The organism is Photobacterium sp. R1 (assembly GCF_054600795.1).
On the sequence record NZ_BAAHZP010000009.1, the window covers coordinates 147,137 to 173,820 of the forward strand.

21 protein-coding genes are annotated in these 26,684 nt (G+C 47.5%); 8 read left to right on the plus strand and 13 right to left on the minus strand.

Features of this window, described 5'->3' with window-relative positions:
* Positions 1 to 237: 237 nt before the first annotated feature.
* From ACYP03_RS16055 to ACYP03_RS16075, 5 genes are all read right to left on the minus strand, one after another.
* Positions 238 to 1,179 carry a hypothetical protein gene (locus ACYP03_RS16055; protein ID WP_459780976.1) on the minus strand — a complete coding sequence of 314 codons (942 nt, stop codon included), beginning with the start codon at positions 1,177 to 1,179 and terminating at the stop codon, positions 238 to 240.
* A 517-nt stretch (positions 1,180 to 1,696) separates the two neighbouring features.
* Entirely contained in the window at positions 1,697 to 2,530 is an 834-nt protein-coding gene (locus tag ACYP03_RS16060; RefSeq protein ID WP_459780978.1) for a hypothetical protein, read from the minus strand.
* 216 nt (positions 2,531 to 2,746) lie between these two features.
* Positions 2,747 to 3,010: a hypothetical protein gene (locus tag ACYP03_RS16065; protein WP_459780980.1), complete on the minus strand. Its 264-nt coding sequence runs from the start codon at positions 3,008 to 3,010 to the stop codon at positions 2,747 to 2,749.
* A gap of 909 nt (positions 3,011 to 3,919) precedes the next feature.
* Positions 3,920 to 4,579 (minus strand): DsbA family oxidoreductase, encoded by a 660-nt coding sequence (locus ACYP03_RS16070; protein WP_330960214.1) that lies wholly within the window; start codon positions 4,577 to 4,579, stop codon positions 3,920 to 3,922.
* An 88-nt stretch (positions 4,580 to 4,667) separates the two neighbouring features.
* On the minus strand, positions 4,668 to 5,021 hold the full coding sequence (locus ACYP03_RS16075) for a hypothetical protein (RefSeq protein ID WP_254589134.1): 354 nt from the start codon (positions 5,019 to 5,021) through the stop codon (positions 4,668 to 4,670).
* A gap of 250 nt (positions 5,022 to 5,271) precedes the next feature.
* Here ACYP03_RS16075 and murQ point away from each other — a divergent pair, with 250 nt between their 5' ends.
* The gene (gene murQ, locus ACYP03_RS16080) at positions 5,272 to 6,186 is read left to right on the plus strand and encodes an N-acetylmuramic acid 6-phosphate etherase (RefSeq protein WP_459780983.1); all 915 of its coding nucleotides are present in this window, start codon (positions 5,272 to 5,274) and stop codon (positions 6,184 to 6,186) included.
* Positions 6,187 to 6,275: 89 nt separating this feature from the next.
* Here murQ and ACYP03_RS16085 read toward each other — a convergent pair whose 3' ends face one another.
* Positions 6,276 to 7,178, minus strand: coding sequence for an AraC family transcriptional regulator (locus ACYP03_RS16085; RefSeq protein WP_459780985.1), 903 nt, complete (start codon positions 7,176 to 7,178; stop codon positions 6,276 to 6,278).
* 169 nt (positions 7,179 to 7,347) lie between these two features.
* Between ACYP03_RS16085 and ACYP03_RS16090 the strand changes: the two genes are divergently transcribed.
* From ACYP03_RS16090 to ACYP03_RS16110, 5 genes are all read left to right on the plus strand, one after another.
* The gene (locus ACYP03_RS16090) at positions 7,348 to 8,499 is read left to right on the plus strand and encodes an iron-containing alcohol dehydrogenase (RefSeq protein ID WP_459781074.1); all 1,152 of its coding nucleotides are present in this window, start codon (positions 7,348 to 7,350) and stop codon (positions 8,497 to 8,499) included.
* A gap of 260 nt (positions 8,500 to 8,759) precedes the next feature.
* On the plus strand, positions 8,760 to 9,548 hold the full coding sequence (locus tag ACYP03_RS16095; protein WP_248142074.1) for a TetR/AcrR family transcriptional regulator: 789 nt from the start codon (positions 8,760 to 8,762) through the stop codon (positions 9,546 to 9,548).
* A gap of 219 nt (positions 9,549 to 9,767) precedes the next feature.
* On the plus strand, positions 9,768 to 12,122 hold the full coding sequence (locus tag ACYP03_RS16100) for an efflux RND transporter permease subunit (protein WP_459780987.1): 2,355 nt from the start codon (positions 9,768 to 9,770) through the stop codon (positions 12,120 to 12,122).
* A gap of 76 nt (positions 12,123 to 12,198) precedes the next feature.
* The gene (locus tag ACYP03_RS16105; protein ID WP_459781076.1) at positions 12,199 to 12,963 is read left to right on the plus strand and encodes an outer membrane lipoprotein-sorting protein; all 765 of its coding nucleotides are present in this window, start codon (positions 12,199 to 12,201) and stop codon (positions 12,961 to 12,963) included.
* Between the two features lie 20 nt (positions 12,964 to 12,983).
* On the plus strand, positions 12,984 to 14,135 hold the full coding sequence (locus tag ACYP03_RS16110) for a porin family protein (RefSeq protein WP_248142072.1): 1,152 nt from the start codon (positions 12,984 to 12,986) through the stop codon (positions 14,133 to 14,135).
* Positions 14,136 to 14,262: 127 nt separating this feature from the next.
* On the opposite strand, the gene ACYP03_RS16115 is transcribed toward ACYP03_RS16110, so the two are convergent.
* The gene (locus ACYP03_RS16115) at positions 14,263 to 15,414 is read right to left on the minus strand and encodes a histidine decarboxylase (protein ID WP_459780989.1); all 1,152 of its coding nucleotides are present in this window, start codon (positions 15,412 to 15,414) and stop codon (positions 14,263 to 14,265) included.
* Between the two features lie 320 nt (positions 15,415 to 15,734).
* On the opposite strand from ACYP03_RS16115, the gene ACYP03_RS16120 reads away from it, so the two are divergent.
* On the plus strand, positions 15,735 to 17,057 hold the full coding sequence (locus tag ACYP03_RS16120; protein ID WP_305885161.1) for a methyl-accepting chemotaxis protein: 1,323 nt from the start codon (positions 15,735 to 15,737) through the stop codon (positions 17,055 to 17,057).
* 51 nt (positions 17,058 to 17,108) lie between these two features.
* Here the strand turns inward: ACYP03_RS16120 and ACYP03_RS16125 are convergent, their stop codons facing one another.
* The 4 genes from ACYP03_RS16125 to ACYP03_RS16140 form a co-directional block, all read right to left on the minus strand.
* Positions 17,109 to 17,600 carry a SixA phosphatase family protein gene (locus tag ACYP03_RS16125; protein ID WP_248142070.1) on the minus strand — a complete coding sequence of 164 codons (492 nt, stop codon included), beginning with the start codon at positions 17,598 to 17,600 and terminating at the stop codon, positions 17,109 to 17,111.
* A gap of 81 nt (positions 17,601 to 17,681) precedes the next feature.
* The gene (locus tag ACYP03_RS16130) at positions 17,682 to 18,917 is read right to left on the minus strand and encodes an ABC transporter substrate-binding protein (protein ID WP_459780991.1); all 1,236 of its coding nucleotides are present in this window, start codon (positions 18,915 to 18,917) and stop codon (positions 17,682 to 17,684) included.
* A 123-nt stretch (positions 18,918 to 19,040) separates the two neighbouring features.
* Positions 19,041 to 20,480, minus strand: a complete 1,440-nt coding sequence (locus ACYP03_RS16135) for an ATP-binding protein (protein WP_330960371.1) — start codon at positions 20,478 to 20,480, stop codon at positions 19,041 to 19,043.
* A gap of 24 nt (positions 20,481 to 20,504) precedes the next feature.
* Positions 20,505 to 21,242: a response regulator gene (locus ACYP03_RS16140; protein ID WP_459780993.1), complete on the minus strand. Its 738-nt coding sequence runs from the start codon at positions 21,240 to 21,242 to the stop codon at positions 20,505 to 20,507.
* A gap of 461 nt (positions 21,243 to 21,703) precedes the next feature.
* On the opposite strand from ACYP03_RS16140, the gene ACYP03_RS16145 reads away from it, so the two are divergent.
* Positions 21,704 to 24,019, plus strand: a complete 2,316-nt coding sequence (locus ACYP03_RS16145; protein WP_459780995.1) for an FdhF/YdeP family oxidoreductase — start codon at positions 21,704 to 21,706, stop codon at positions 24,017 to 24,019.
* A gap of 84 nt (positions 24,020 to 24,103) precedes the next feature.
* On the opposite strand, the gene ACYP03_RS16150 is transcribed toward ACYP03_RS16145, so the two are convergent.
* Together ACYP03_RS16150 and ptsG are read right to left on the minus strand one after the other, a co-directional pair.
* On the minus strand, positions 24,104 to 25,021 hold the full coding sequence (locus ACYP03_RS16150) for a PIG-L family deacetylase (RefSeq protein ID WP_248142066.1): 918 nt from the start codon (positions 25,019 to 25,021) through the stop codon (positions 24,104 to 24,106).
* A gap of 64 nt (positions 25,022 to 25,085) precedes the next feature.
* Positions 25,086 to 26,528, minus strand: coding sequence for a glucose-specific PTS transporter subunit IIBC (ptsG, locus tag ACYP03_RS16155; RefSeq protein WP_459780998.1), 1,443 nt, complete (start codon positions 26,526 to 26,528; stop codon positions 25,086 to 25,088).
* Positions 26,529 to 26,684: the final 156 nt, after the last annotated feature.

Sequence of the window (26,684 nt, forward strand, 5' to 3'; positions counted from 1 at the left end):
TGTTCCGGTTTCAGCTATTGCGTCACTCACCCAGCAGGCATCAGCCTCTTCAAACAAGATGCTTAGTGAATGCCACTTTGAACGTAGTAGAAAACGCCGCCAAAAAGCGCAGCCAGTATCACAAGAGTGATCAAAAACTTCAGCGCGAATCCTTTCATTTTCATATCCTTTCCGTTTCACCAAGCATCAGATTATTTTACCGGGTTCACCTTGCCCGAACAGAGAGGCACCCGACAATTAACGTCGTTTCACTGATAAAGCAACCCGCTGAATTTCATCCGATATTTTAGCCAGCGCTTCCGTTGAGCCCGTTGCAATCAAACGCCAGTACTGCCCGCTCTGATCAAACCCCGTATATTGAATGATGGTTCGGTCGTTATTCACCGCCTCGATTCGGTAACCTTTGAGCCCGGCGAAGGTCGTATGCTTTGTGGAAATCACAACGGCTTTCTCATAGCCGGCAACACTGTTCAGCAATTGCTCTGAAAATAAATCCGGTGAACGAATAGACGAAGCCACCAGCGAGTGCCCCATCGTGATCAGTGGTTTTTTACCGGTTTTATCGACACCGTCAAAAGTGGTCAGCACCACAGATGAACCGGCCAGCACATCGGTCAGTTGAAATGGCGGTACGGCATCCAGTGTAAATGCTAACTGCTCTGCTTTTTCCCGGACTGTGACGGCGTTGCCGATAGATACTGAAGCAATCGAAGCGCCAAGCTTGTCTTCACTGATACTGTCTGCCGGAATGATGTTGTAAGTCAGCATCACGCTGGAGTCTCCTGGAAACAAAGCCAGGTATTTACCAACGTCTGTCCCTTGTATCTTCTGAACACCAACCAAAACTGGCTGGCTCACGTTTCCCTGCTTCACTTGCAACAAGCGCGTCACTTCAATCCCCCGTTCAGCCAGGGCTCTTTTCGCCAGTTCCAGATTTGAAAAAACAGGACTGAGCTGGACATATGCAGCTTTGGGCAATTCTGCAATCAGAATACTGGAATTGGTTTTCGGTTCTACAAACCCTGAGAATTGCTTCGCAACAACAAATCCATCCGGTGGACTCATAGTGACAGACGTTCCGGGGACATGAACAGACACAGGAGTTGCACTCACAGTTGCCGAACCAATCAACGAGACAATGCTGATTACAATGGCTACAGGCCAGGTAAGTTTCTTCAAGGGAATCATCCTTCAGGTATTAAATACAGACTGATTTCTCAATTTTCGGATGATTCTAAAGACTGTATCATGACAAAGCCTGAACAGGCGGTCGTTTATTGCTTCATGTTTTTGAACAATAGGAAATCGGCAAACTAAGTTGAGTTTTCCAAAACTTATTACCCAGAATGTCGCTTCGGTCTTATTTTTTAATAAAAGCTTATCTATTCTACCGTAAGCGTAAATTTTACACTGACACAATTTACAATCAAAACACCATTACAGCTTGTCATTATGCCAAAAGCTATTATCTGGCATGATACTCACAATTTTCAATGAATAAAATCAAAGAAAACCACAACTCAGCTTATGAAAAATACTCACGGAACAACATGGATAGATTTATAAATCTGATCGATTAAAATTAAAACAATCATTCAACCACAGGTAACCATTTAATTCCAGCACTAGAGGGAGATAAAAACTTAAAGCACTCTTATAGAGTGCTTTAGTCAAATAATTACATTTCTGAAAAAATTCACTTCACTAAGAATGGTATTTCATTTCGTCCAAATTCAAATAATTCATTGAATTCTTCGGTTCGTGTATCTAGAAAAAAGTTACGTATGTAAATCAAATTATCAATTTTTTGAGAATCTAATATTTCTTTCACTTTCTCAAAATTTGAATTATCACAGATCAAATCAAATCTGAACTGTATTCTATACGCTTTTTCATTCGTGAATACCCCCTTCTCATTGATCACTCTAATGAAAAATATCGACTCCCATGGCAAAGCCATTTCCATAGGCTCTTTCTCCTTGAACACAGCTGCCAGTGAGAAAACACCTAATGCCCCAGCGCCAGCACCAGCACCAGCACCAGCAAAAACCATTGGCCCCATGATCAAAAATAATCCGATCACAGTCGGAATTGCGAGCAAAAGAAACACTCTGAGCGTTCCTTGACGAATTTTTTTACCTCTTCGGTAAGAACGGACATAAATTCCAGTCTCTGTTATTCGATGATGGTATCTCTCTGGATAACAAGCCAGTAACATTGAAATTAAAAGTATGGATAACATTACTGCACCCACGACTAGCCCAGTTCCTTTTAAATATTCATCTCCCAGGAATTCAATCGCTGAAGAAATCGAAATAGAAACTAAAAAGAAAAATAGACAACCACCTCTTAACCCTTTTTCCCATCTATCTTTCTTCCATTCGAGTAATGGTTTTTCATTCTTTATAATATTACAGTATGACTTCATAAATGCAGCTAAACGTTCAGCATCTGTTGTAAACTTTGTATCATTTACAATCGAGTCACGAATTTTTTGATATTGTTGAAGATTCCGATCATTATTGTTCATGATTTTTCTCTAAATGGAACACTCATCGATTCACAAGAAAAGGATGAGTGTTCAAGAGGAATAAATAGCTACAAATCAATATGATTATATTCAGGCATATAAAATGGTATGCTCTTTTTCAAGAGTGATTTTAGCTTTTTTACATACATCAGACCTATAATCATAGCCTGTGTCCGTAAAATAAGCATCTTCACGAATATGTTTAATAATTAACTTTTAGATATTTTCATAGTCATTCTTGTTAGTTCTTACCTCGTAATTATTTAAATCAATTCGGTAATCATCGCCCCAAAAACCACTATTATTCTTTGCCACTACGATTAACAAACCATGCCATGGAAAGTACACTTCAGATACACGATTTTCTTTCGCGACAATTGTGATAAATGAAAGAAATCCTAATGCGACCGCTCCTGCACCTGCAAAGGCCATAAATCCAATGGTCATCATCGCATATAGTACAGCAAATGCACCGAGCACCAAGCACCAAATAGAGGGCCAAGATTACTTTTCTGGCCTTCTTGCCTTTTTTGTATTTCAAAACATAGAATCCACTTTTCGTGAACTTATGTTTGTAACAGATTGGATGAAACATCAGTAATATTGGAGAAAAAATCATGAATCCTAACAAAGTTAGGCTCGTCATAATCATATCACTGACATAAAAATATACAAATACATTGATTAATATGTAAAAAAACAGAAAGAAGGCAGATTCAAACTTTAAATATTTTGGGTAAAACTTTATATCCCATTCAGCTACTGCTTCCTCAGAAGCAATAATATTTTGATACTTTTCCTTAAACGTAGTCAATCGTTCATCATCACTTTTATAGCTCCGATCAGCTATGATGTCTTTTCTGATCTGGTGATATTCACTTTGTGTACAAGTCATATGATTTACACTCAAATCTCTGACAAATAATCTCAGTCAAATACAATGCCACCTGGATTCACTCATTATGACATTGATGGAATAACCAACAAATTTGTTTGATATCATTTCATGGCTTTTCAGTAAAACACTTCAAAAAGGTATTTTTGAGTGAATATTATCTATTATACCGTTTTAGTGTCAGCTTAATCATTCTACTCTTTTCTCATTTCATCGTTCCTCAAATAGACAATCGATGTAAATGTTCCTGAAAAATCAAAAACATCGACGACCATTCGAATGTATAAAAACGATTTTATCCTAAAACCATCATCGAAATTTAACTGAATTCATAGGCGATTTATCGGAACACCCTGTCAGATTATCTTATTCTTTGATATTTGATCGCAGTCACAAAATACAAGGCATCAACACCCAATCGATGTTCATACCTGATTTTGGGGAAATAGGAAACCAACAGTGAGGCCAAACTTCACGTGGCGGTTCCAGCCGGATTATTCAGCCGCTTCGCTCAGTAAAGTATCAATGATTTGTCTGAAGGTCCCCGTTTCCTGAGCACCGGAAACCAGATATTTTTCATTGAAGACAAATGCAGGTACCGCAGACACACCTTGTTCAACCCACGTCTGCTCTTCGGATCTCACGGCTTCTGCGAATTGATTATTTTTCAGAACCAACTCAGCTTCATCACGATCCAGCCCAGCTTTATCGACTGCTTCCAGTAAAACATCCAGCGCGTTCGGATTTTCCTGTTCTGTGAAATACGCTTCAAACAACGCCAGCTTCAGTTCAGTCTGACGACCATAAGTCGCTGACCAGTGTAAAAGCTGATGTGCTTTGAACGTATTATAAATGCGGGATAACGGGGTGAAATGAAAGCGAATACCACACGCCTCACCCAAAGCAATGATTCGCGCACGGTTCTCTTCACTTTCTTCCGGGGTAATCTGATATTTCTGCGCGAGATGCTCACTGAGAAGCTGTCCATCCGCGGGCATCCCCGGATTCAGCTCAAACGGGTGCCAGCGTAACGTGCAATTTACCTTATCCTGATAAGAATCAAGTGCTTGTTTCAGCCGCTGATAACCAATATAGCACCAGGGGCAAACAACATCGGATACGATATCTATTGTGAGTGTAGTATTTGTCGACATGGGCGTCGTCCCTTTATGTAGGTGGGCTGATCGTGATGACCGAAAGGTTAGAAATCAACCCAAAATCCCCGAAAATGAGATCTGACGGCTAAGGTTCTGACAAAGCCGATGTATCCCAGTAAACATAAATTGACTCGTTATTTAACTCAAAAATAAGCCCTTTCTGTCCTAAATCATTCCTTTGCCGGACAGGCTGGTCAAAGCCATCTCTGTATAAACCAGGCGCATTATGTGCTGGATGAAAGTCATAATTCACCCCATCGCTTCTTTTGATACTGATATAGCCATGATATTGAGACAGTACGCAAAGATATCGGCCCTCTGGCAGTTTTGCTCCTTTCGGATAAATATCGCAACGTGCGTCGATAATATCGGCATCAGCCTGAGCACTCAGCATCATCAGTACCCCTGCGATAAACGCAACTGAAATCAGCCTGAACATCTTTTCCTCCGCGACCCGCCTGATTTCACGAAGTTGTGACTGATATGAGTGTAGCACCATACTCAGGCATTCATGCTGCTACAGGCGATATCGGCTTCCTGTGCCTTGGCAAGGCTTCACCTCTGAGTGAGGTTTGAATTCAAAGTGCCTGAAACTGACATGTGTGTTCACCCGAAAAACGATTGAAAACAGTGAACAGAAATCAGAGATCCCATATGATGGCACCAGATAACGAAGTGAAGGCATTGCCATGAAAATTGATTTAAACGCCATGATCACTGAAAGTCGCAATCCTGCCAGCCAGGCGATTGATACCCTCTCAACGCTCGGCATGCTGAAAGTGATTAACGATGAAGATAAGAAAGTGACACTGGCCGTCGAGCAGACTTTGCCCCGGATCGCTGAAGCCGTAGATGCCATTGCCCATGCCTTTCAGCAAGGCGGCCGGTTGATTTACGCGGGTGCCGGCACATCTGGTCGCTTAGGGATTCTGGATGCCAGTGAGTGCCCCCCAACTTACGGCAGTGATCCGTCTCAGGTTATCGGTCTGATTGCCGGCGGACAGGAAGCGGTTTTCCGTGCCGTCGAAAACGCCGAAGATAATCAGACGCTGGGCGCAGACGATCTGAAAAACCTGAATTTTTGCGACAAGGACGTTTTGATTGGTATCGCTGCCAGTGGTCGCACACCTTATGTCATTGGCGCAATGACATATGCGAAATCTGTTGGTGCAACCGTTGGATCGATCAGCTGTAACCCTGACAGCACGATGTCACAACTGGCCGATATCGCGATGACACCGATTGTTGGACCGGAAGTTGTGACGGGCTCTTCCCGCATGAAGGCCGGAACCGCGCAAAAACTGATTTTGAATATGCTGACCACAGGCGCGATGATTCGGACCGGTAAAGTTTACGGAAATCTGATGGTGGATGTGGAAGCAACCAACGCCAAGCTGGTCGAACGCCAGAAAAACATCGTCACCGCGGCAACAGGCGCAAGCCGGGAAGACGCTGAAGCCGCTCTGACAGCTTGCGGCGGCCACTGCAAAACGGCAATCGTGATGCTACTGACAGGTTCAACTGCCGATAAGGCCCGTCAATTACTCGATAACAATCAGGGCTTTACCAGGAAAGCCATTCAGCAGGTTTCCTCACAGAACTAAACCAGCTATTGATCACCCGCCTCAGCTTGGACTCACAACAAACGCACCTGTCAATCTGGTGCGTTTTTTCAGAGCATCACAGACAAAGGTCAGACTCTTTCTTCCCCCTGGGGTCCGATCTTACTCGGCGGCAACCCGAAATAACGCTTAAATTCCCGGCTGAACTGAGCCGGACTTTCATATCCCACACGACTGGCCGCGACACTGGCCGTCAGACCGTCCTGCACCATAAGCTGCTTCGCATTGTTCAGCCGGATTTTTTTGATGTACTGCAAAGGCGGATCCGTCACCACCTGCTTAAATGCACGATGAAAAGCTGAAATGCTCATGCCCGCCATGTCAGCAAGATCATCAATAGCCAGTTTATCCGCATAGTGCGACTGCACATGTTCTATCACCCCGGAAACTCGTGCCAGTGCACTGTCCTGCTTCACATACTGCGCCAGAAGTGCACGTTGCTCTCCCTGTAACAGCCGGTAAAAGAACTCCCGCAGCAATTGCGGACCCAGCATCCGTGCGTCCAGCGGATTGTGCAATATCCCCAGCAAACGCTGCATACAGTTGTCGATTTGAGGCGTGATCGGAGAAGCGGCAACACCTTTGTGCTGAACATCTGACGAAAAATAATCTGCCCCAAGTTCGGCTTCCATCTCATCAACCAGTTGACGAATCACGCTGTGCTCGAATCCGATATCAATGCCGATTAACGGTGCTTCCTCAGAGGCAAAAGTCTCACAGGCGATTGGATATGGTGCTGAGACAATCAGGCAATGCCGGGTATCATACTCAAAACGATAGTCGTTCAGATGGCCGATCTTATTGCCCTGAAAGATCACCACAACCCCTTGCTGGTACATCTGTGGTGTCACATGGTGATATTGAGTGATTTTAAACAGGCTGACGCCATTTAATGCTGTACCAACCTTACCTTGCTTAGATTTTAAACCAAGTTGCTCACACAGCGATGACGCCAGTTCCAGCGATGTATTCATGACCTTTCCTCTTTTCATCATGATGACGCAGACAGGCTGAATCACCAAGCCTTGAAAAGTGTAAAGCAGGATCAGGCAAGAATTAAGCAGAATTGTGTATTACTGATGACAAGGATGTCACCTACACTTGCCCTCACATTCAATCTTCAAGCTAACCTGGAGCGCAATGATGAATCCATTCAGCTATCACAATCCTACACGTATTCATTTTGGTGAAGGACAGATTGCTAAAGTCGGGACAGAAATCCCGAAAGACAGCAAGGTCCTCGTCCTGTACGGTGGCGGCTCGATCAAAAAGAACGGCGTCTATGATCAGGTTTCTCAGGCACTTGAAGGTTATCAGTGGGATGAGTTTGCCGGTATAGAGCCAAACCCGCAGTACGACACACTGATGGCAGCCGTAAACAAAATTCAAACTGAAGGTTTTGATTATCTGCTGGCTGTTGGCGGTGGGTCTGTCATTGACGGTACCAAGTTTATTGCCGCAGCCGCTCGCTTTGAGGGCGCAGATCCCTGGGATATCCTGGCAAAGTATGCCCCGGTTAAAGATGCCCTGCCGATTGGCTGCATTCTGACCCTGCCAGCAACCGGCTCAGAAAGTAATAAAGGTGCCGTGGTTTCACGCGGCAAGGATAAGTTGAGCTTCATGACCGCCAAAGTCCAGCCGGCTTTTGCTGTACTGGATCCTGCTACAACATTGAGCCTGTCTCCGCGTCAGGTCAGCAATGGCGTCGTCGATGCTTTCGTCCACGTGATGGAGCAATACCTGACCTTCCCGGTTGATGCAAAAGTACAGGACAGATTTGCGGAAGGTCTCCTGCTGACTTTGATTGAAGAAGGCCCGAAAGCACTGGCATCTCCAGAAGATATGAGAGTACGAGCCAATATCATGTGGTCAGCGACTCAGGCACTGAACGGCCTGATTGGTGTTGGTGTTCCTCAGGACTGGACAACTCATATGATTGGCCATGAGCTGACCGGGAACTATGGGATTGATCACGCACGGACACTGAGCATCGTGCTGCCAGCAGTCATGAAAGAACAGCGTCAGGAAAAAGAAGCGAAGTTACTGCAATATGCTGAGCGTATCTTCGGGCTGACTGAAGGCAGTGTTGATGAGCGCATTGAAACAGCCATTGCCAACACGGAATCTTTCTTCCGTGACATGCAAGTCCCAACCCGCTTGAGCGATGTCGATCTGGGTGAAGAAGACATTCTGGTGCTGGTCAACAGTCTTGAAAAACATGGTATGACCGCCCTGGGCGAACACGGAAAAATCAGTATTTCCGATAGTGAAGCGATTCTGCGTACTGCGCTGTAAGCTTTGAATCTGTTGTATCACCTGTCCAAGCCGCTTTCACAAGCGGCTTTTTTCTTACTGACTGCTCCGACCATAACTGTTTTCGTTCAAGATCACACTTGAGGTATTGATCTCTGTGCATAAGCCGCTATTATGACGATTAGTCAGATTTGACTAATCGTCATTTTTTGAAGTGATTTATCCTTCAGGGAATCGTGTTAAACTTATGAGACAGGAGTTGCAATGTATCCACGCAACTGACAAGCAAAAAGTCGGAAGTTATGTTCGGGTTTAACTGTAATAAAGATAGATGTGCCCTCTTCTCTGGAGAGCGTGTACCAAAAACCAAAAAACAGCAGGCGATTGCTGATCGCGATCAGGAATTGATCATGCTTGCCAAAGATCTGGTGAACAAAGAAGGCTTTGCGAACCTGACGATGGACAAGCTGGCAGCAATCAGCCCTTATTCTAAAGGTACGGTGTATAACCACTTCTGCAGTAAAGAAGATGTCATCGTTGCCTTATGTACTCACGCCATTAAAGCTGAGATGTTGCTGTTTAACAGAGTCTTGGGTATGGAAGGCAGCAGCCGGGAAATACTGATGGCTGTGCATGTGGCTTATCATATCTTTGCCCGGCTCGAACCCGTTTTGTCGACCTGCCTGCTCACGGCTAAAACCCCTTGGGTAATAGATAAAGCCTCAGGCGCTCGCGTGGAAATATTGAACCAGCTCGAAGAGCAAATGATTGATAGTGCGGATGCAATCGTGAATCACGCACTGGAAGAAGGCAACCTGATGATGTCTGCCGCTGTCAGTACCGATGCCGTCGTTTTTGCCAATTGGTCACTTGCTCTGGGTTCCAATGCATTGATTATGAATGCAACCAACAGCCGTTGTATTCACCGTCTGCAGGATCCTTTCACAGTTCTCAACAACGTAAACATGTTGCTTGATGGGATGGACTGGAAACCTTTATCCAGTGAAAAGGACTACAAACGATTGTGGAAACACATTGAGCAGACCTTTTTTGCTGATGAGATCTCACTTCTGTCACAACTTGGTCGTTGAGTTACCCGTTTAACCCGCATCACGCGGGTTAATTTCACACCATAGTTGACGATTAGTCATAAAAAGAGTTTACTCCCTGAGATGCATATCAATTGGGGTGAAACGTTCCTGACATAAAACACAGTTTTTAATGTCTGTGAGCGAATTAGGATGTCAGCCAGTTTTCGAACTGGTTTTTAAACACCAACTTTTGACGAAACGTCACTTATGGAGCGTGTGATGAAAGACAGTATATCCAGACTGCCAGTCAAGCGAGCTTACCTCGTTACGATGGCCGTGATTGCCCTGCTGATTGCAGCAACGATCGGGGCCAAAAACCTTTACTTCCGTGGTGATTACAGCATCTTTTTTGATGGTGATAACCCTCAGCTACAAGCATTCAATACCATTCAGGACACCTTCAGTAAAACAGACAATATCAGCTTTGTCATAGCCCCGCGAGACAGGCATATCTTTACCCCGGAAACCCTGATTCTGCTGAGAAATCTGACAAACGACAGCTGGCAGATCCCTTTTTCAAGCCGCGTAGATTCGCTGGCCAATTTCCAGCATACAGAAGCCGTTGAAGATGACCTGCTGGTAGAAGATCTGCTCCTCGAAGACTATCCATTGGATCAGGCTCGGGTGAATAAAGTGAAAACAATCGCCTTGCAAGAGCCTCTTCTGCGGGATGCACTGATCTCCGCCAAAGGAGATGTTGCAGTCGTAAATGTGACTTTGCAAATGCCAAAAGTTGACGAAACGGCAGAAATTACCAAAGTCACCAATTTCTCTCAGGCATTGCTGGATAAATATCGCGCCGAATACCCGGATGTCGATTTCTACCAGGCTGGCATTGTTGCCATGAACCGGACGTTCATGGACATGGCCCAACAAGACAGCAGTACACTGGTACCTGCGATGGTCCTGATCGTCCTCGTTTTCCTGACCCTGATGTTGCGAACATTCACTGCCGTGCTGGCCACACTGATTGTGATTATCGGCTCAGTGACCGCAACCATCGGTATCTCGGGCTGGGCGGGAATGTTCCTCAGTACCGCCACCGTCAATGTCCCGACGTTAGTGCTCACCCTGGCTGTCGCCGACTGTGTTCATGTGATCGCAACCATGCGTCAGGGCATGCAGCGCGGCATGGGGAAACAAGATGCGATTCACTACAGCATCACGCTGAACGCCATACCGGTTCTCATCACTTCAGCGACGACCGCGATCGGTTTTCTGATGATGAATGCTTCAGATTCGCCGATTCTGCGTGACTTGGGCAATCTGTCAGCACTGGGCATTATGATCGCCTGCTTCCTTTCCGTCAGCCTGCTGCCTGCTTTACTGACGATTCTGCCAATGCGAGCACCGGCGATCCAGCCTGAAGGTCAGTCCGGCTGGACCGATAAACTTGGAAACCTGGTTGTTCAGCGCCGTAAAATCATTCTGCCGCTGTCGATCGTCGTCCTCGCCGGCTCATCGCTGCTTTTGCCCCGCAATGTCGTGAATGACGAGCCAGTGAAATACTTTGGCACCAACAGTGAATTCCGTCAGGCTGCCGACTTCATGGCAGACAACATCAGCGGGATGACTTCCGTCAGCATTGCAATTCACTCCGGACAACCACAGGGGATTGCCGATCCTTCATTTCTGAAAATTCTGCGTGATTTTACTGACTGGTTACGCATCCAACCGGAGACCGATCATGTTGCCAGTCTGAGTGATGTCTTCAAGCGCCTCAACAAGAACATGCACGGAGATGACAGTCACTGGTACCGACTGCCTGAAGACAGAGCACTGGCTGCCCAATATCTGCTGCTGTATGAAATGTCACTGCCGTACGGACTTGACCTGAACAACCAGCTGAATGTCGACAAGTCTTCCGTCAAGCTGACCCTGACGACCAAGAATATCGGCAGTAAAGAACTGGTTGCGATGGAAGCCAGAATTTATGACTGGTTTGCCGGCAATGCGCCGGGTTATCGGGTCACCGCTTCAAGTCCGAACCTGATGTTCGCTCACATTGGTGAGACCAACATGGCCAGTATGCTCGGGACACTCCCGGTCACCCTGGTCCTGATTTCTGCGCTGATGATTTTTGCGCTCCGTTCATTGCGACTGGGCGTGATCAGCCTGATCCCGAACATTGCCCCTGCTGCGATTGGCTTCGGCATCTGGTCGTTGTGGTCCGGAGAAATCAATCTGGGTCTGTCTGTGGTGGTCACTATGACGCTGGGTATTGTCGTTGACGACGCCGTACATTTCCTCAGCAAGTACCAGATTGCCCGGAAAGAAGGCCGAAATGCAGAAGAAGCCGTCCGTTACGCTTTCAATACGGTGGGCCGCGCTTTATGGATTACGACTGTCGTTCTGGTGGCTGGTTTCATGGTGCTCGCCAGTTCAAGTTTCCGTCTGAACAGCGACCTCGGTCAGCTGAGCGCATTGATCATCTTTATTGCGCTTGTTGTGGACTTCCTGATGCTGCCAACCATGCTCATGCTGTTTGACCGCAAACCCGTATCGCAAGGTGATGCCGAAACTGCCTCACCCGACAACAAGTTAACAAATACAAATCATCCAATTACCCAATAAAAATTGATTCGAGACGAAGGAGAACGTGATGACCAATCAAACTGCGCGAATCACCCAATGGCTGGCTCCAATCGGCATGATTGTTGCCCTTGGTTTAGCGGTGATACCGGCCGTTTGCCATGCCGGTAACGAACAGGGACTCGACATCGCAAAAGAACGTAAAGCACGGGATACTGGCTGGGGCGACAGTATTGCCGACATGACCATGCTGTTGTCCAATGCTCAGGGTGAAAGCAGCACCCGTAAAATGCGCATCAAAACCCTGGAAGTCGCCGATGATGGTGATAAAGGACTGACGATTTTCGATCAGCCGCGTGATGTTCAGGGCACCGCCTTTCTCAATTTTGCCCATACCACAAAGCCGGATGATCAGTGGCTTTACCTTCCTGCCCTGAAGCGTGTCAAACGCATTGCCTCCCGCAACAAGTCCGGTCCGTTTATGGGCAGTGAATTTGCCTACGAAGACTTAAGTTCGTTCGAGCTTGAGAAATATGATTTTACTTATCTGGGCAATGAAACCCTCTATGGCCAGTCCGTATTCAAAGTTCAGCAGATTCCGACCGATGAATATTCCGGTTATACCAAGCAACTGGTCTGGATTGATCAAGACCAATATCGTCCGCTGAAAGTTGAGTTTTACGATCGGAAAGACAGCCTGCTGAAAACGCTGAATTTTGAAGAATACACGCAGTATCTGAACAAGTACTGGCGTGCGCATAAAATGACGATGACCAATCATCAGACAGGAAAAACAACGGTGCTGACCACTCATGAGCTGACTTTTAACAATGGGCTTGATGAAGGCGACTTTAATAAAGCCAGCCTCAAGCGCGCGAAATAAATCCAAGAACAGGAGCAATCATGACATTCCGATTTGCTGTATTGCCCCTGTTTCTGGCTGCCTCTGTTGAGGCAGCCGGTTTCAGCGGCCAGATCAACCTTGAACAACGCCAGTTTCTCCATGACGGACTTGAAGGACAGGACAAAAGCCAGAGCTCACTGGTCATCGAACCAGAATGGTACACCGAATGGCAGGACGGCGATGCCCGGCTCACGATTCAGCCATTCCTGCGGCTCGACAGCCTGGATAATGAGCGAACCCATGCCGACTTACGTGAATTCATGTACCTGCAGTTAATTGATGACTACGAACTACGCATCGGTGTGGGAAAAGTCTTCTGGGGGGTAACGGAGTCCATCCATCTGGTGGATGTCATTAATCAGACAGATAACGTTGAGTCCGTAGACGGTGAACAAAAACTAGGTCAGCCGATGCTCAGCCTGACCGCTGTGAAAGACTGGGGAACCGTGACTGGCTTTGTCCTGCCCTACTTCCGGGAACGGACATTTGCTGGCAGAGATGGCCGACTACGACCGCCACTTCCGGTTAATGACGATGCCCGTTATGAATCATCCGCGGGCCAGGAGCACATTGACGGATCACTTCGTTACAGCCATTACTTCGGTGATTGGGATATAGGTGCCAGCTATTTCAAAGGCACCAACCGGGAGCCTTATTTCCTGCCCGGTTCGACCAGCCTGACGCCCTATTACGCACAAATGGAGCAAACCAGTGTCGATATTCAGGGCATTTTCGGCACCTGGTTGCTCAAGCTTGAAGCCTTATACCGTGACAGTCTGGAAAACCATTCTGCGGCAGTGACTGGTTTTGAATACACCATCGTTGGGGCATTTGAGACTTACTGGGATATCGGCCTGATTGCTGAATACCAGTACGACTCTCGTTCAGAAAGCCTGAATCAGAACGATTTATTCCTCGGAACCCGGTTTGCCCTGAATGATATCGACGGTACAGAGGTTCTGATAGGGATCAGTCAGGATTTGGATCATCGTCAGGAATCAACCGGACGTGTTGAAGCTTCTGCCCGCATCAATAACAACTGGAAATGGCGCGCGAATGCATGGTGGTTTAATGCTGACAAACTGGACAGCCCTTTGTATTTTGCGCGCAAAGATGACTTCATTGAGCTGGCGTTAGAATATTATTTTTAAGTGCAGTCCTGATCATCTATTTTTTAAAAGCTGATGCCGGAAAAACTCCAGTCCTCCGGCAAATCCGAATGAACTGAAGAGGAAGTGGCTCATCATGCCACTTACCTCTCGCAGCTCAACAACGACACTAGGCAACCGTCATGGTTTCATCTTCCTTCAAATCCAGTGCCACATCTTCAATCAGCTGATCCAGAAATTGAATGTTATCAATCATATGCCCTGTGATAATGATGTGAGCATACTCCGCTGAATTCGCCAGACCATATTTTCGCCAAACCGCCTCAGAAGGTGTCGGAAAGACAACAATCACTGAGTTCGGGTTCCTCCAGGCTGGTACGCCTTTCTCGTTCATCTTCTCAGTCGCATATTCAGCCAGACGCAAACAGCGCTTCACCCGGAGTTCTTTTTCCTGCTCGGTGCTGCTCTTAATGGCATACCACAGCATCAGTGGTGTTATACCATTTCTTGAACCTGTGATTGTCTTATCATTCGCAACAATATAATCAACGGCAACACTAATGTTTTCTACATATTCTTTCTTGGTTAACACCACGCCACAGGGTATCGGCGCACCAATCATTTTATGACCTGAGACAGAAATAGAATCGATATCGTCTGCAAATGAATAAGGTTGCGGTGCGTCAACAAAAGGAAGAATCATGCCGTGAAATGCAGCATCAACATGAAGGTAGTAATCTTCTCGCTGAATGCCTGCATGTTTTAATATCGCTTTTATTTTATCCAGATTGTCTGTCGCACCATGCAACGTTGTGCCGACATTTGTGAATATAATCGGATGCTCAGTTTCATTCAGTGCAATCTGTCTCTGGAGATCTTCATAATCGATTTCACCATTCGGCAGACTTCTGACCACACGATGTTCAATTCTGAGCAATTTCACTATCTTAGCGACGGAGTAATGCGTATTTTCCGAAAAATACAGAATACCATCCGGGAAGATTTCACGGGCCAGATAGCAACCATACATATTTCCTTCGGTGCCACCATTAGTCACATATCCCCAGGATGTTTCAAAAGGAATGCTGAATTTCTCTGCGAAATAGCGCATCACTTCTTTTTCAAAACGGAAAGTATTGAGGCTGTAAATTGATTCGACGGCCCAGTCACCGCAATTATTAAATGAAAACTGCCAGAATTTATCAAGTTCCTGATAGTTAAAGTCTGCCGAAACCGGATAGCCGATAACATTAAATTGATTTGATTTACAGGTATGAAAAAAGTCTTGAAGCATCTTTTGATCTTGGGCTGATAATTGCATTGAGATAACCACGTTTCATATATTATTTTAATTCGCGGCGATACTAACAACGAATTTTAGTTGCAACAACAAGCATATTTTTATTGATAAAAATGTTCTTATCTCGACTTTGTACAAGATTTTTTACAGGTATCCGGCACTGATAGTTCAAACAGAAAATATAAAAATCTCCAGGGAACAGTTATAGCAATCAATCCTGCTATTCTGACTCAGAGACGTGATCTACCTGAAAGACTTGAAATTTCGAGCACATTTACACTTTTAAATAAATTTTGGTGTTCTATAGTCGTGAGTGGGTATATGTCATAAAGGAATGAGACATGTTCGGGTTCGGGGTATCCAGAAAAAATGTTGTATCACTGACAAATGATGAATTTGTACAACGGGAAAACAACGAAGCAAAACATTTACTCAATGCGATTAAAAATGCTTTTGCGTTCATTGAGTTTACACCCACGGGAGAAATCATCTCCGCCAACCCGCCTTTCCTTCGTGCCATGGGATACAACCTGAGCGAGATTCAAGGCAAACACCATCGCATGTTCTGCACTGAAGAAACCCGTCAAAGTCAGGCATATCAGGTTTTCTGGAAACAGCTGGCGCAAGGTCAGCAATCAAACGGCTTATTTAAAAGATTAACTAAAAGCGGAAAAGAAATCTGGCTGGAAGCCAGTTATTGCCCTGTATTTGATCCGGACGGCTCCGTTTACAAAGTCATTAAAATTGCATCTGATATTTCTGAACGGGTTGCCGAGCATCATGATCTTGCCAGTCAGATGCAGGCTGTCTCACGTTCGATGGCAATTATTGAATTCGACCTGAACGGCCATATTCTGAATGCCAATGATAATTTTCTGTCGACCGTGGGTTACACGCTGACAGAAATTCAGGGCAAACATCACCGGATTTTTGTTGCCCCTGAGTATGCGAAATCCCGTGAGTATCAGAATTTTTGGGATCAGCTCGTCCATGGGCAATATCTGGGCGGGAAGTTCGAACGGATCAACAAAGCCGGGGACACCTTGTGGCTTGAAGCCACTTACAATCCGATATTCGATGCCAACGGGGTACTCTATAAAATCATCAAATTTGCAACCGACATCACTCAGAGTGTCCTGATTGGTCAGGAAAACAGCCAGCTGGCTTACGAATTGTCGGTCAATACCAGCCAATTATCTGCAGAGGGAAGCAGTGCAGGCAATATGGCGATTCAGCAGATGACTCAGATGGTCGAGGCCCTGAACATCACTTCAGGCGTCATGACCCAGCTGGAAGAGCAATCGAAAACGATTACCAGCATGGTCGACACGATCTCCGGGATTGCAGATCAAACAAATTTACTGGCTTTAAATGCGGCCATCGAAGCTGCACGGGCCGGCGATCAGGGCCGAGGTTTCGCCGTGGTTGCAGACGAAGTTCGTCAGCTTGCATTCCGGACCAACGAATCCACAGAAAAAATCGATCATGTTGTGAAACAAAACAGTCAGTTAACCACGCGAGCGGTCTCTTCAATGTCTGAGATTATTACCCATGCCCACAGCAGCATGGAAAAAGTCAAAGAAGCCAGCGCAGCCATCCACAACATTGAAGCCGGCATCAGTGATGTCGTCAATGCGATCCGCAAAATGTCTGAAACAGGCTGACCCGGAAGATGCATCCTAAAAACATCAGGCCGCAAATGCGGCCTGATTGAATTATGACAAACGCTTTGGATAGTCAAAAAAGAGAAGCTGAGAGTTATCCGGCCCGAATTGTTTCCATTCCCGGGTATGAACAGCAAAGACAATTACGCCGCAAGTCGGAACATTCTCTGTTTTCAGCCCCAGACGAGCCACCAGATCATTAATTGCCGGGTTGTGGCAGACAACCATCAGACGTTCGACTTCATCGGAAACCGACTGAATTATCTCAACAACTTCATGAGCATTGTCCGTATACAGTCCCACTGTTGTAGCCAGTTCAGTCGGATGAGGATGCAACGCCTGTTCGAAATACTGCGCAGTCTGAAAAGCCCGTTCTGCCGTGCTGGACAAGATTCGCTGAGGTAATGCCTGCCAGGCCGCAAAACGTTTTGCCATATCTGCCGCATTATCCAGACCACGCTGGTTGAGCGGGCGATCGTGATCATCCAGATCCGGATCATCCCAGGACGATTTTGCATGACGGACGATATAAAGCAGCTTCATACTCTTGGTTCCTCCCTCATTTTCTTTTGTCCTAAGCCTAGCGCAATCTGTCAGGCTTAACTCATACCTGAATCACATTGATTAGCGGGCAGATTTTACAGCTCTGGCCAAACGGTGCGCGGCCTGCTCCGGATCTGCATTTTTACTGTGGAAGAAATTGGTGACGACATCAAAAATAGCCGCCTGCACATAACTGGTATTTGCCAGCCCCTGAGACAGACTGGGAACCAGCGTGTTCTGAGCTTCACTTGCACTGAAAGCCTCAGCAGATGCACGTGAACACTGATCAAACCCTTCCAGCGAGACATCGCTGCGAACCGGAATCGAGCCTTTCGCCAGATTAAACTGACGCTGAAAATCAGGCGTCAGAATGGTATGCGCCATCATTTCCTGTGCTTTCAATTGTCTGGCAGCATTATTTTTAAAGAATGCGAAACTGTCGATATTGTAAGTGAAATAACCTTGTGTGCCAGGCGCGGGAATACACAGAATATGTTCGCCCGGAACTTTCCCCATGGCGGTGAGTTCCCCTTTGGCCCAGTCTCCCATAAACTGCATCGCAGCCTCGCCATGGACGACCATCGCGCTGGCATCACTCCACTCCATTGCCTTGGTTTTCACATCAATATACTGACGCATCGCGTTAAACTGACGGAAAACTTCCACCATTTTTTTGCTGTCCAGCTGAGACATCTCCAGATCGACAAACGCACGCCGGTAATCAGCCGGACCAAGAACGGCCAAAGCAATCGATTCGAACAAAGTCACTTCCTGCCAGGGGTCACTTCCGAGAGCAACAGGCACAATTCCAGCTGCTTTCAGTTTTTCCGCCGCATCAAAAAACGCATCCAGTGAATCCGGCACCGTTGCACCCGCCTGTTTCATCAGAGCCGGGTTCACCCAAAGCCAGTTCACCCGATGAATATTGACCGGCACAGCAACATAATGTCCCTGATATTTCATGATTTGGCTGATGACCGGAGGCAACAGCTGGTCCCAGTGTTCTGCTTGAGCGACTTTATCCAGATTCGTCAGAAAACCCAGCATGCCCCATTCTTGCAGATCATCCCCTTTCAGCTGTGCTGCTGAAGGCGGATTCCCGGAAACCGCGCGACTTTTCAGAACCGTCATCGCGCTTTCACCACCACCGCCGGCAATCGCAAAGTTTTTCCAGCCAATGCCCTGCTGCTCCAGACTGTTCTGAAGCACATCCGCGGCATTCATCTCACCTTTTGCGGTCCACCAGTGCAGCACCTCCACTTCTCCCCCCGCAGAATCCGGTTCCGCACTCAGCGCAGCGGGTGAAACAAAAGGCATCAGAGCTACGGCTAAGGACAAAGTCAATCGGCGAACTGTGCCAGCGGAGCATTTTCTAATCATCTGTTTTCAATTCCAAATCAGAGCATCAACACGCAATCAAAACCGGCCTGTAACATGGTATCAAACGATGAAGCGAGGCAAAGTCAGCGTGACTTCCAGCCCGCCCTGCTTCAGGTTCCGAATCGTCATATCGCCACCATGTGCATGTAAGATATTGCGGGCAATCCCCATACCCAGGCCGTGACCTTCATCATCTTTTGCCAGACGGACATAAGGCTCAAACACTGCATCCATCTTTTCCTCCGGAATTCCCGGCCCCTTATCCCAGAGACGGATCACCAGTGATTCCTCACTGTCTTCCACATCTACCCAGACTTCCCGGCCGTATTTCACACCATTCTCAATCAGGTTACTCAGACAACGTTTGAGTGCCAGCGGCTTCCCGATGACTGGTGAAATGTGCTCGTCCGGCAGATGGACCTGTATCTGCTGCCCGTTGTGACTTTCCGCGATACTGCGCATCAGCTCAGATACATCCACCTGAATCAGGTTTTCATGTAAATCCGTATCTCTGACGGTCTGCAGCGCGCCTTTCACCATCATTTCCAGTTCATCAAGATCTTTGTTGAACTTATCAATTTTGGCATCGTCATCCAGCAGCTCAGCTCTTAACCTTAACCGAGTAATCGGGGTTTTCAGATCGTGCGAAATAGCCGAAAACAGGTGTTCACGGTCATCAATATACCGCCGCAGCCGTTGCTGCATCCGGTTAAATGCACGTGTTGCAGTCACCAGCTCACTTGCACCTTCCTCTTTCAGTTCCGGCTGGTAGATGTCCATACTGAGGGCATTCGCCGCATCCGCGAGTCGCTTGAGCGGCTTGGTCTGTCGACGCACCATGGTATAGGTAAAAAACAGCAACAATGCGGTGATAAAGAGTAAAAAGAGCACCTGCTGCTTAGTGATGATTTCATCTTCGAGTGAGGTATAAGGCGGCGGCAGCAATGCTGCGATATACAACCATTCTCCCTGGGCCAGTTCCAGCTGAACCACGAGGATCGGCGGATTGAGCGGCTCCAGACTTAACGTGTAATGCGCCCAGGATCGGGGCAAATCACTCAGCAGAATATCGTTCTTCAGCACATGGAGCGTTTCCGGACGGGAGAACTCCACCCGGATCACATCCAGCCGGGGAAGTTTATCGTGCAGCACTTCCCGGATCGCTTTCACCGCGGTGTGTTTCATACTGGAGGCGGGAATCGGATCAATGCGGATTTCTTCCTCATTAAACGAAACAAAAAAGCGGGTACCGCCCATATTCCGGATCTGATCCAGAACGATATGACGATACTGTAAAGGCAGTGATTCAAAAAATGTCACCGTCGAAGCAAACATCGTTGCCATACTGGACGCGGCAGACTCAAGCCCTTCCAAATCGCGCCGTTTCGATTGACCGTACCAGATTAAAGTCGCAATCATCTGCGCCAAAAACACAGCAAGTAACGTAAACCACAGTGTTCGGGCCATCAAAGACGTTGGCCACCATTTTTTCCAGTTCATCATCCCTCAACACCCGCGAGCCGGTCAGTCCTTCGATTCGTAGCTGACTTCTGCGTTAAACAGATACCCATTCCCGCGAACCGTTTTGATCAGACGCTGCTGACGTCCTTTATCACCAAGACGCTGTCGCAAACGACTGAGCTGCACATCCACCGCACGTTCTGATGGCTGCGCATCCCGCCCACGGGTGGCATAAAAGATGGTATCGCGATCCAGCACTTCGTTCGGACGACTCAGGAACAGTAACAACACAGCATAGTCACTGTTGGTCATCTCATAACGGCGCTGGGTATTGATGTCTTCCAGAGTTTGGGAAGCTGTCTCAAGCCGCCAGTGATCAAAGAGAAAAGCTTTCGGTAATGGCTGACTGGGTTCCTGCTGGGTCTCTGACGGTTTCACCCGGCGCATCAGCGCTTTAATTCTCGCCATGAGCTGCCTCGGGCTGAAGGGCTTCGCGATATAGTCATCCGCTCCCAGTTCCAGGCCCACAATCTGATCCATTTCATCAGACACTGCCGTCAGCATAATAATGGGTACGTCAGAGGTTTTACGGACATGCTGGCACAGTGAAAAACCATCCTCACCCGGCAACATAATATCCAGCAGAATCAGATCCGGCTCGCTGATGGTCATTTCCCGTTTCATGGCAATCCCATCTTCCGCAGTGACCACCTGAAAACCCTGCTTGGTCAGATATTCGTCCAACAGCTCGCGAATCTCCTGATCATCATCAACGACCAGGACCAGCTTGTTCGCAATCATTCTGCTTTTCCTCTCTGCCAGCCCTTTCTTTTCGGCAAAGGCCAGCCTTTCTAATCAATATCGTGAAACCCGTAAGATACCAGACTCAGGCTGAAAACGCTTGAGGTTCAGTGTAACGCCCGCGTAACAGCCAGATGAACACTGAGACATGAATTACCCGCCTGCATCCACTGAATTTGCAAGTGCGCAGCGCTACTAATCTCACATTTTTTGTGGGGAATATTACATTTTTATCACGCCTGCCGTAATACTATAGAGAGCCGTGTAAAACCATGCCGCCTGAAAAACCAGCAAGCGCGCACAGAAAACTGGCATCCTGCAGGGGATAACTGCACACTAATCCGATTGTCTTTCCCCTGACCGGCGTCTGCAGCCGTCAGGAAGCCAAAGTTTTTTCTCGATCCCGGCAATCAACGTCTTGCCAGACACACGCCTGATACACACAAGGATGATGAATCACCATGACCGTAAAAAAATACAAAAGCTCCGCCGGTGGATGGGGGGCACTTGCCAGTACAACCCGTCATCTGGTGAAAAGTGAGAACATCACCCAAAATATCCGCAACTTACTGAAAACGAACCAAGAACATGGGTTTGACTGCCCGGGCTGTGCCTGGGGGGAAACCGAAGAACAGGGACGATTCAGATTCTGCGAAAACGGTGCCAAAGCCGTGAACTGGGAAGCAACCAGTCGTCGGGTCACCCCGGAGTTTTTTGCCCAGTATCCGGTCGGCTGGTTGCAGCAACAGAGCGATTACTTTCTGGAATATCAGGGCCGCCTGAGCCACCCCGTACGATACAACCCCAAGACAGATCACTATGAAGCGATCCGTTGGGATGAAGCTTTCGCCCTAATCGCAAGTCATTTACATGCGCTGGATAACCCAAATCAGGCCGAATTCTACACCTCAGGACGAGCCAGCAACGAAGCGGCATTTCTCTACCAGCTTTTTGTCCGGGCCTATGGCACCAATAACTTTCCGGACTGTTCAAACATGTGCCATGAAGCCAGTGGCGTCGCACTGAAACAAAGTATCGGCATCGGCAAAGGTACAGTAAAAATCGAAGACTTTGATAAAGCTGACGCTATCTTTGTCTTTGGGCAGAATCCCGGCACAAATCATCCCCGAATGCTGGATACTCTGCGTAAGGCCTCTCGACGCGGCGCCGCAATTGTGACCTTCAATACCCTCAAAGAGCGCGGTCTTGAGCGATTCACAAACCCGCAATCTCCTGCTGAAATGCTGACCGGTGGCGCAACCGCCATCAGCAGTCACTATTTTACGCCAAAACTGGGCGGTGACATGGCGGTGGTCAGGGGCATGGTCAAAGCCCTCATTGCCATGGATAAAACCGAGACCGCTGCAGGAAAAGATTCTATTTTCGATCATGATTTTATCCGGGCGCATACGACAGGATTAGACAGCTACCTGAGCGAAGTGGAAGCAACAGACTGGTCTATCATTACGGAACAGGCGGGACTGAACCAACAGGATCTTGAATACGCTGCAACACTATATCGCCACTCTCAACGCGTGATCATCACCTGGGCGATGGGCATTACACAACACAAGCACTCTGTCAGAACCATTCAGGAAATCACCAACCTGCAATTACTCTTTGGTCAGTTAGGCAAACCGGGGGCCGGACTTTGCCCGGTCCGCGGCCACAGCAACGTACAGGGTGACCGGACCATGGGCATCCATGAAAAACCGGCACCGGCATTCACCCAGGCGCTTGAAAAACGGTTCGGCTTCACTCCCCCATCAGAACAGGGTCACAATACTGTTCATGCCATCAAGGCAATGCTGGCCGGAGAAAGTAAAGTCTTTATCGGATTAGGAGGCAACTTTGCTTCAGCGACACCAGACACCCGTCTCACCCAGCAGGCACTGGCAAGTTGCGCGCTCACGGTGAATATTGCCACCAAACTCAACCGTACCCACCTGATCACCGGTCAAGACAGTCTGATCCTGCCCTGCCTGGGCCGAACGGATATTGACCTTCAGGAAAACAGGCCGCAATCGGTCACGGTTGAAGATTCTTTCAGCATGGTGCATGCCTCCGGTGGTGTCGTTGAAAGTGACATCGCTGAAATGCGCTCTGAGCCTGCAATCATTGCCGGTATCGCCAAAGCCACACTGGGGAATCACCCGGTCGACTGGGACTGGCTGATCGAAGACTACGACCGGATACGTGATCTGATTGCCGACGTCATTCCCGGATTCAGTGAGATGAACCTCAAACTGAAACAGCCCGGCGGTTTTTATCTGGGTAACAGTGCTGCAGAGCGAATCTGGCACACGGATTCCCAAAAAGCGGAGTTCAGAACGCATCCGCTCCCCGACCACCTGCTCCCGGCCAATTTACGTCAACTCAGCGATGATCCGGTTTTCGTTCTTCAGACCGTTCGCTCTCACGACCAGTACAACACGACAATTTATGGTTTTGAAGACAGGTATCGCGGGATTTCAGGCGAACGTAAGATCCTGATGATGAATGCATCAGACATCGAGGCAATAGGCTTAAAACCGGGGGACAGAGTCGACGTGACTTCGTTGTCTGCCGATGGCATCCAGCGTCAGGTCGAAGGGTTCAAACTTATCAGCTATGACATCCCGGCTGGCAATATCGCCGCATATTTCCCGGAAACTAACCCGCTGGTGGCACTGGACAGTAAAGGCGACTTGAGTGATACCCCGATTTCGAAAGCCATTCCTGTCGTGCTTACGCCTAGTCAGGTTGACGATGAACGAATCGATCTGGCTCCTTATTAATCTGGACAATGAATCAACCGGGAAGTATCTTACTTCCCGGTTCGCAGAGAAAACGAATGTGTTCGGGGGAAATGAACAGATCCGCTACTGCAAATTACAGAATGCAGCCTGACACTTCGCATGGGGCTGTAGTGCACTGTATGTCGATTTATCCCATTTATAAATGGTTTCATAATCTGTGCTTTCGAGTGGCGGGATATAGCCTGTGTCGTACTGACTCAGATAATATTCCTTAAACATCTCGATCTTATGCTGTTTATCTATCCAGAAAGTCATGGAGGTCAGAGCATTCGCCGGCAGCCGGGCCTGGATACTATTCACTTCATCCATTGCATTTTCCGGATTCGCTCCCGTGTATGGCTGATCTTCACCGAAATAGATCTGACATTTTGCTTCATTCCCCAAATCATGCGCGGCTTTCATCACGGCTTCACGCACAATGAAGTGATCAATATGACTGCCGTTTGCCAAAAGAACAAATGCGGCACAGTTCTCTTGCTTCAATACTGGTGTGACATCAGCGGCAATGCGCTCATAAACGGCAATCTCATCCTGACGGAAGTCCGCAAATGTTCCTGCCGGCCCCCCACCAGCCGTGACAGAGCCTTCATATTTCCGCAATGGCGCATCATAGAAGCCAGCCGTTTTGTACCGAAAGTTATCCCACTGTCCGAACATTTTTATGTGGGCCCCGAAATCTTCACTGTTCCGCATCGTTGAAACATCAAATACACGTTTATTGGTCAGCTCATTCAGATGGTTCGTTGTGTAATTTGACAGAGAGAAAAATACTTCAGTGACATTGTTTTTTTGATCCAGTGTTCCTTCTTTGGATAATTTATTGATCAGACCGCCGAAGGTCAGCAGAATATCGTCCGGGTGCGGACTCAGAAAATAGAGTTTTTCCTGATTCACATCCAATGGTGCAGCCTGTACCAACGACGGAGAAAACACAGCCGCAGCCAAAATGCCCGCCATCATTGAACGCTTCGAAAAATGCATGAGTCATTCCTTTTCTTCAATAAACACAAATGAAACCGGACGGTTCTCACCGCCCGGTCCCGGATTAATTTGAAGCGACGAGAACCGCCTTCATTTCGGTCTTAATATTGTCTGATTGCGTCCCGAAAATAGCCTGCAGATTATCTCCGACCACCAGTACTTCACGGGCACCCAACTGTTTAATTTTGGGAATATCAGCCTGTTTGATATCCAGCAACGTCACACGCAGACGTGTAATGCAGGCATCGACATTCTTGATATTCTCTTTGCTGCCCAGTGCCTGAATCAGATTCTGCGCAAGCTCAGTGCCAATTTCAGACAAGCTGCTGACTTCATCAGCTTCACTTTCACGTCCCGGTGTCATCAAATTGAGTTTGGCTATCAGTACGCGGAAAATGGTGTAGTACATCAGTGCCCACAAAGGACCAATCACAATAAACAACCAGGCGTTTTGCGACAGTGGGAAATAAAGCAGGAAGTCGATCGCACCATGTGCAAAAGTCACACTATGATGAATATCCAGCGCGGTCACCAATGCAAACCCCAGCCCCGTCAGGATACAGTGAATCACATATAAAACCGGCGCGGCGAACAGAAAGGAAAACTCCATCGGCTCCGTGATCCCTGTCAACCAGGAAGTCAGCGCTGCAGAAGCCATAATCCCGCCAATCAGGGCACGCTTTTCAGGACGGGCTGAATGATAGATTGCCAGACCAACAGCAGGCAGCGCCCACATAGAGTACAGATAACCACCCGCCAGATTTCCCGCTGTCGGGTCACCTGCCAGATATCGCTGAATTTCACCTTTAATAAGTTTACCCGTCGCCGGATCAACATACTCTCCCACTTCAAAGAAGAAAGGAACGTTCCAGATATGGTGCAGACCAAACGGGATCAGGGAACGTTCAACCAGACCATAAATCCCGAACGCGGTTGTCGGACTCTGGTATGCCGCCCAGTGCGAGAAGCTGTCAATTGCGCTGCCGATTGGCGGCCACACATAACTCAGTAAAATCCCGAGGAAAATAGCGCTGATACCGGTGATAATTGGAACAAAACGTTTACCGGCAAAGAAGCCCAGATACTCGGGTAACTTGATATTGTGGAAGCGATTAAAGAGATAAGCGGCCACAGCACCGATCATGATCCCGCCGAATACCCCGGTATTCAGGCTCGGAATCCCGATGATTGTTGCAGGTTCAATGCCGTGCAATTTTGCCATGACTCCCATGGTGGCTGTCATAATGGCAAAACCGACCGTTGCAGCAAGCCCTGCAGCGCCGTCATTATCTGATAATCCCAGTGCGACACCGATAGCAAAAATCAGTGCCAGATTACTGAATACCGCGTCACCAGACATAGCCATAATGTTTGAGACCAACTCCGGCAACCAGGCAAAATTGGCTGACCCAATCCCAAGCAATAATCCCGCGACCGGAAGCACGGCAACTGGCAGCATCAGAGATCTGCCAATCCGTTGTAAGAGTCCAAAAGTACTGTTTATCATTTTTTTATGTCCTTCTTGATATTTTCGTAGAGGTACATAACTAACTTAATGAAAACAAGCGGACTGAAGGTTACAAAAGCCTATGAGTTTGTAAGTAGCCTGTTACATAGCCAAGTTGAGGTACGTATGAGTTTTGAGCTATAGCTGTGGTTTTCC

Excerpts from the sequence above, each read along its gene's own strand:
- ACYP03_RS16100 (WP_459780987.1), top strand. The coding sequence starts at position 9,768 with ATGAAAGACAGTATATCCAGACTGCCAGTCAAGCGAGCTTACCTCGTT.
- ACYP03_RS16135 (WP_330960371.1), bottom strand. The coding sequence starts at position 20,480 with ATGAACTGGAAAAAATGGTGGCCAACGTCTTTGATGGCCCGAACACTG.
- ACYP03_RS16085 (WP_459780985.1), bottom strand. The coding sequence starts at position 7,178 with ATGAATACATCGCTGGAACTGGCGTCATCGCTGTGTGAGCAACTTGGT.
- ACYP03_RS16070 (WP_330960214.1), bottom strand. The coding sequence starts at position 4,579 with ATGTCGACAAATACTACACTCACAATAGATATCGTATCCGATGTTGTT.
- ACYP03_RS16110 (WP_248142072.1), top strand. The coding sequence starts at position 12,984 with ATGACATTCCGATTTGCTGTATTGCCCCTGTTTCTGGCTGCCTCTGTT.
- ACYP03_RS16075 (WP_254589134.1), bottom strand. The coding sequence starts at position 5,021 with ATGTTCAGGCTGATTTCAGTTGCGTTTATCGCAGGGGTACTGATGATG.
- ACYP03_RS16150 (WP_248142066.1), bottom strand. The coding sequence starts at position 25,021 with ATGCATTTTTCGAAGCGTTCAATGATGGCGGGCATTTTGGCTGCGGCT.
- ACYP03_RS16095 (WP_248142074.1), top strand. The coding sequence starts at position 8,760 with ATGTTCGGGTTTAACTGTAATAAAGATAGATGTGCCCTCTTCTCTGGA.
- ptsG (WP_459780998.1), bottom strand. The coding sequence starts at position 26,528 with ATGATAAACAGTACTTTTGGACTCTTACAACGGATTGGCAGATCTCTG.
- ACYP03_RS16120 (WP_305885161.1), top strand. The coding sequence starts at position 15,735 with ATGTTCGGGTTCGGGGTATCCAGAAAAAATGTTGTATCACTGACAAAT.
- ACYP03_RS16130 (WP_459780991.1), bottom strand. The coding sequence starts at position 18,917 with ATGCCTTTTGTTTCACCCGCTGCGCTGAGTGCGGAACCGGATTCTGCG.
- ACYP03_RS16140 (WP_459780993.1), bottom strand. The coding sequence starts at position 21,242 with ATGATTGCGAACAAGCTGGTCCTGGTCGTTGATGATGATCAGGAGATT.
- ACYP03_RS16125 (WP_248142070.1), bottom strand. The coding sequence starts at position 17,600 with ATGAAGCTGCTTTATATCGTCCGTCATGCAAAATCGTCCTGGGATGAT.
- ACYP03_RS16105 (WP_459781076.1), top strand. The coding sequence starts at position 12,199 with ATGATTGTTGCCCTTGGTTTAGCGGTGATACCGGCCGTTTGCCATGCC.
- ACYP03_RS16115 (WP_459780989.1), bottom strand. The coding sequence starts at position 15,414 with ATGCAATTATCAGCCCAAGATCAAAAGATGCTTCAAGACTTTTTTCAT.
- ACYP03_RS16145 (WP_459780995.1), top strand. The coding sequence starts at position 21,704 with ATGACCGTAAAAAAATACAAAAGCTCCGCCGGTGGATGGGGGGCACTT.
- ACYP03_RS16060 (WP_459780978.1), bottom strand. The coding sequence starts at position 2,530 with ATGAACAATAATGATCGGAATCTTCAACAATATCAAAAAATTCGTGAC.
- ACYP03_RS16090 (WP_459781074.1), top strand. The coding sequence starts at position 7,348 with ATGAATCCATTCAGCTATCACAATCCTACACGTATTCATTTTGGTGAA.
- murQ (WP_459780983.1), top strand. The coding sequence starts at position 5,272 with ATGAAAATTGATTTAAACGCCATGATCACTGAAAGTCGCAATCCTGCC.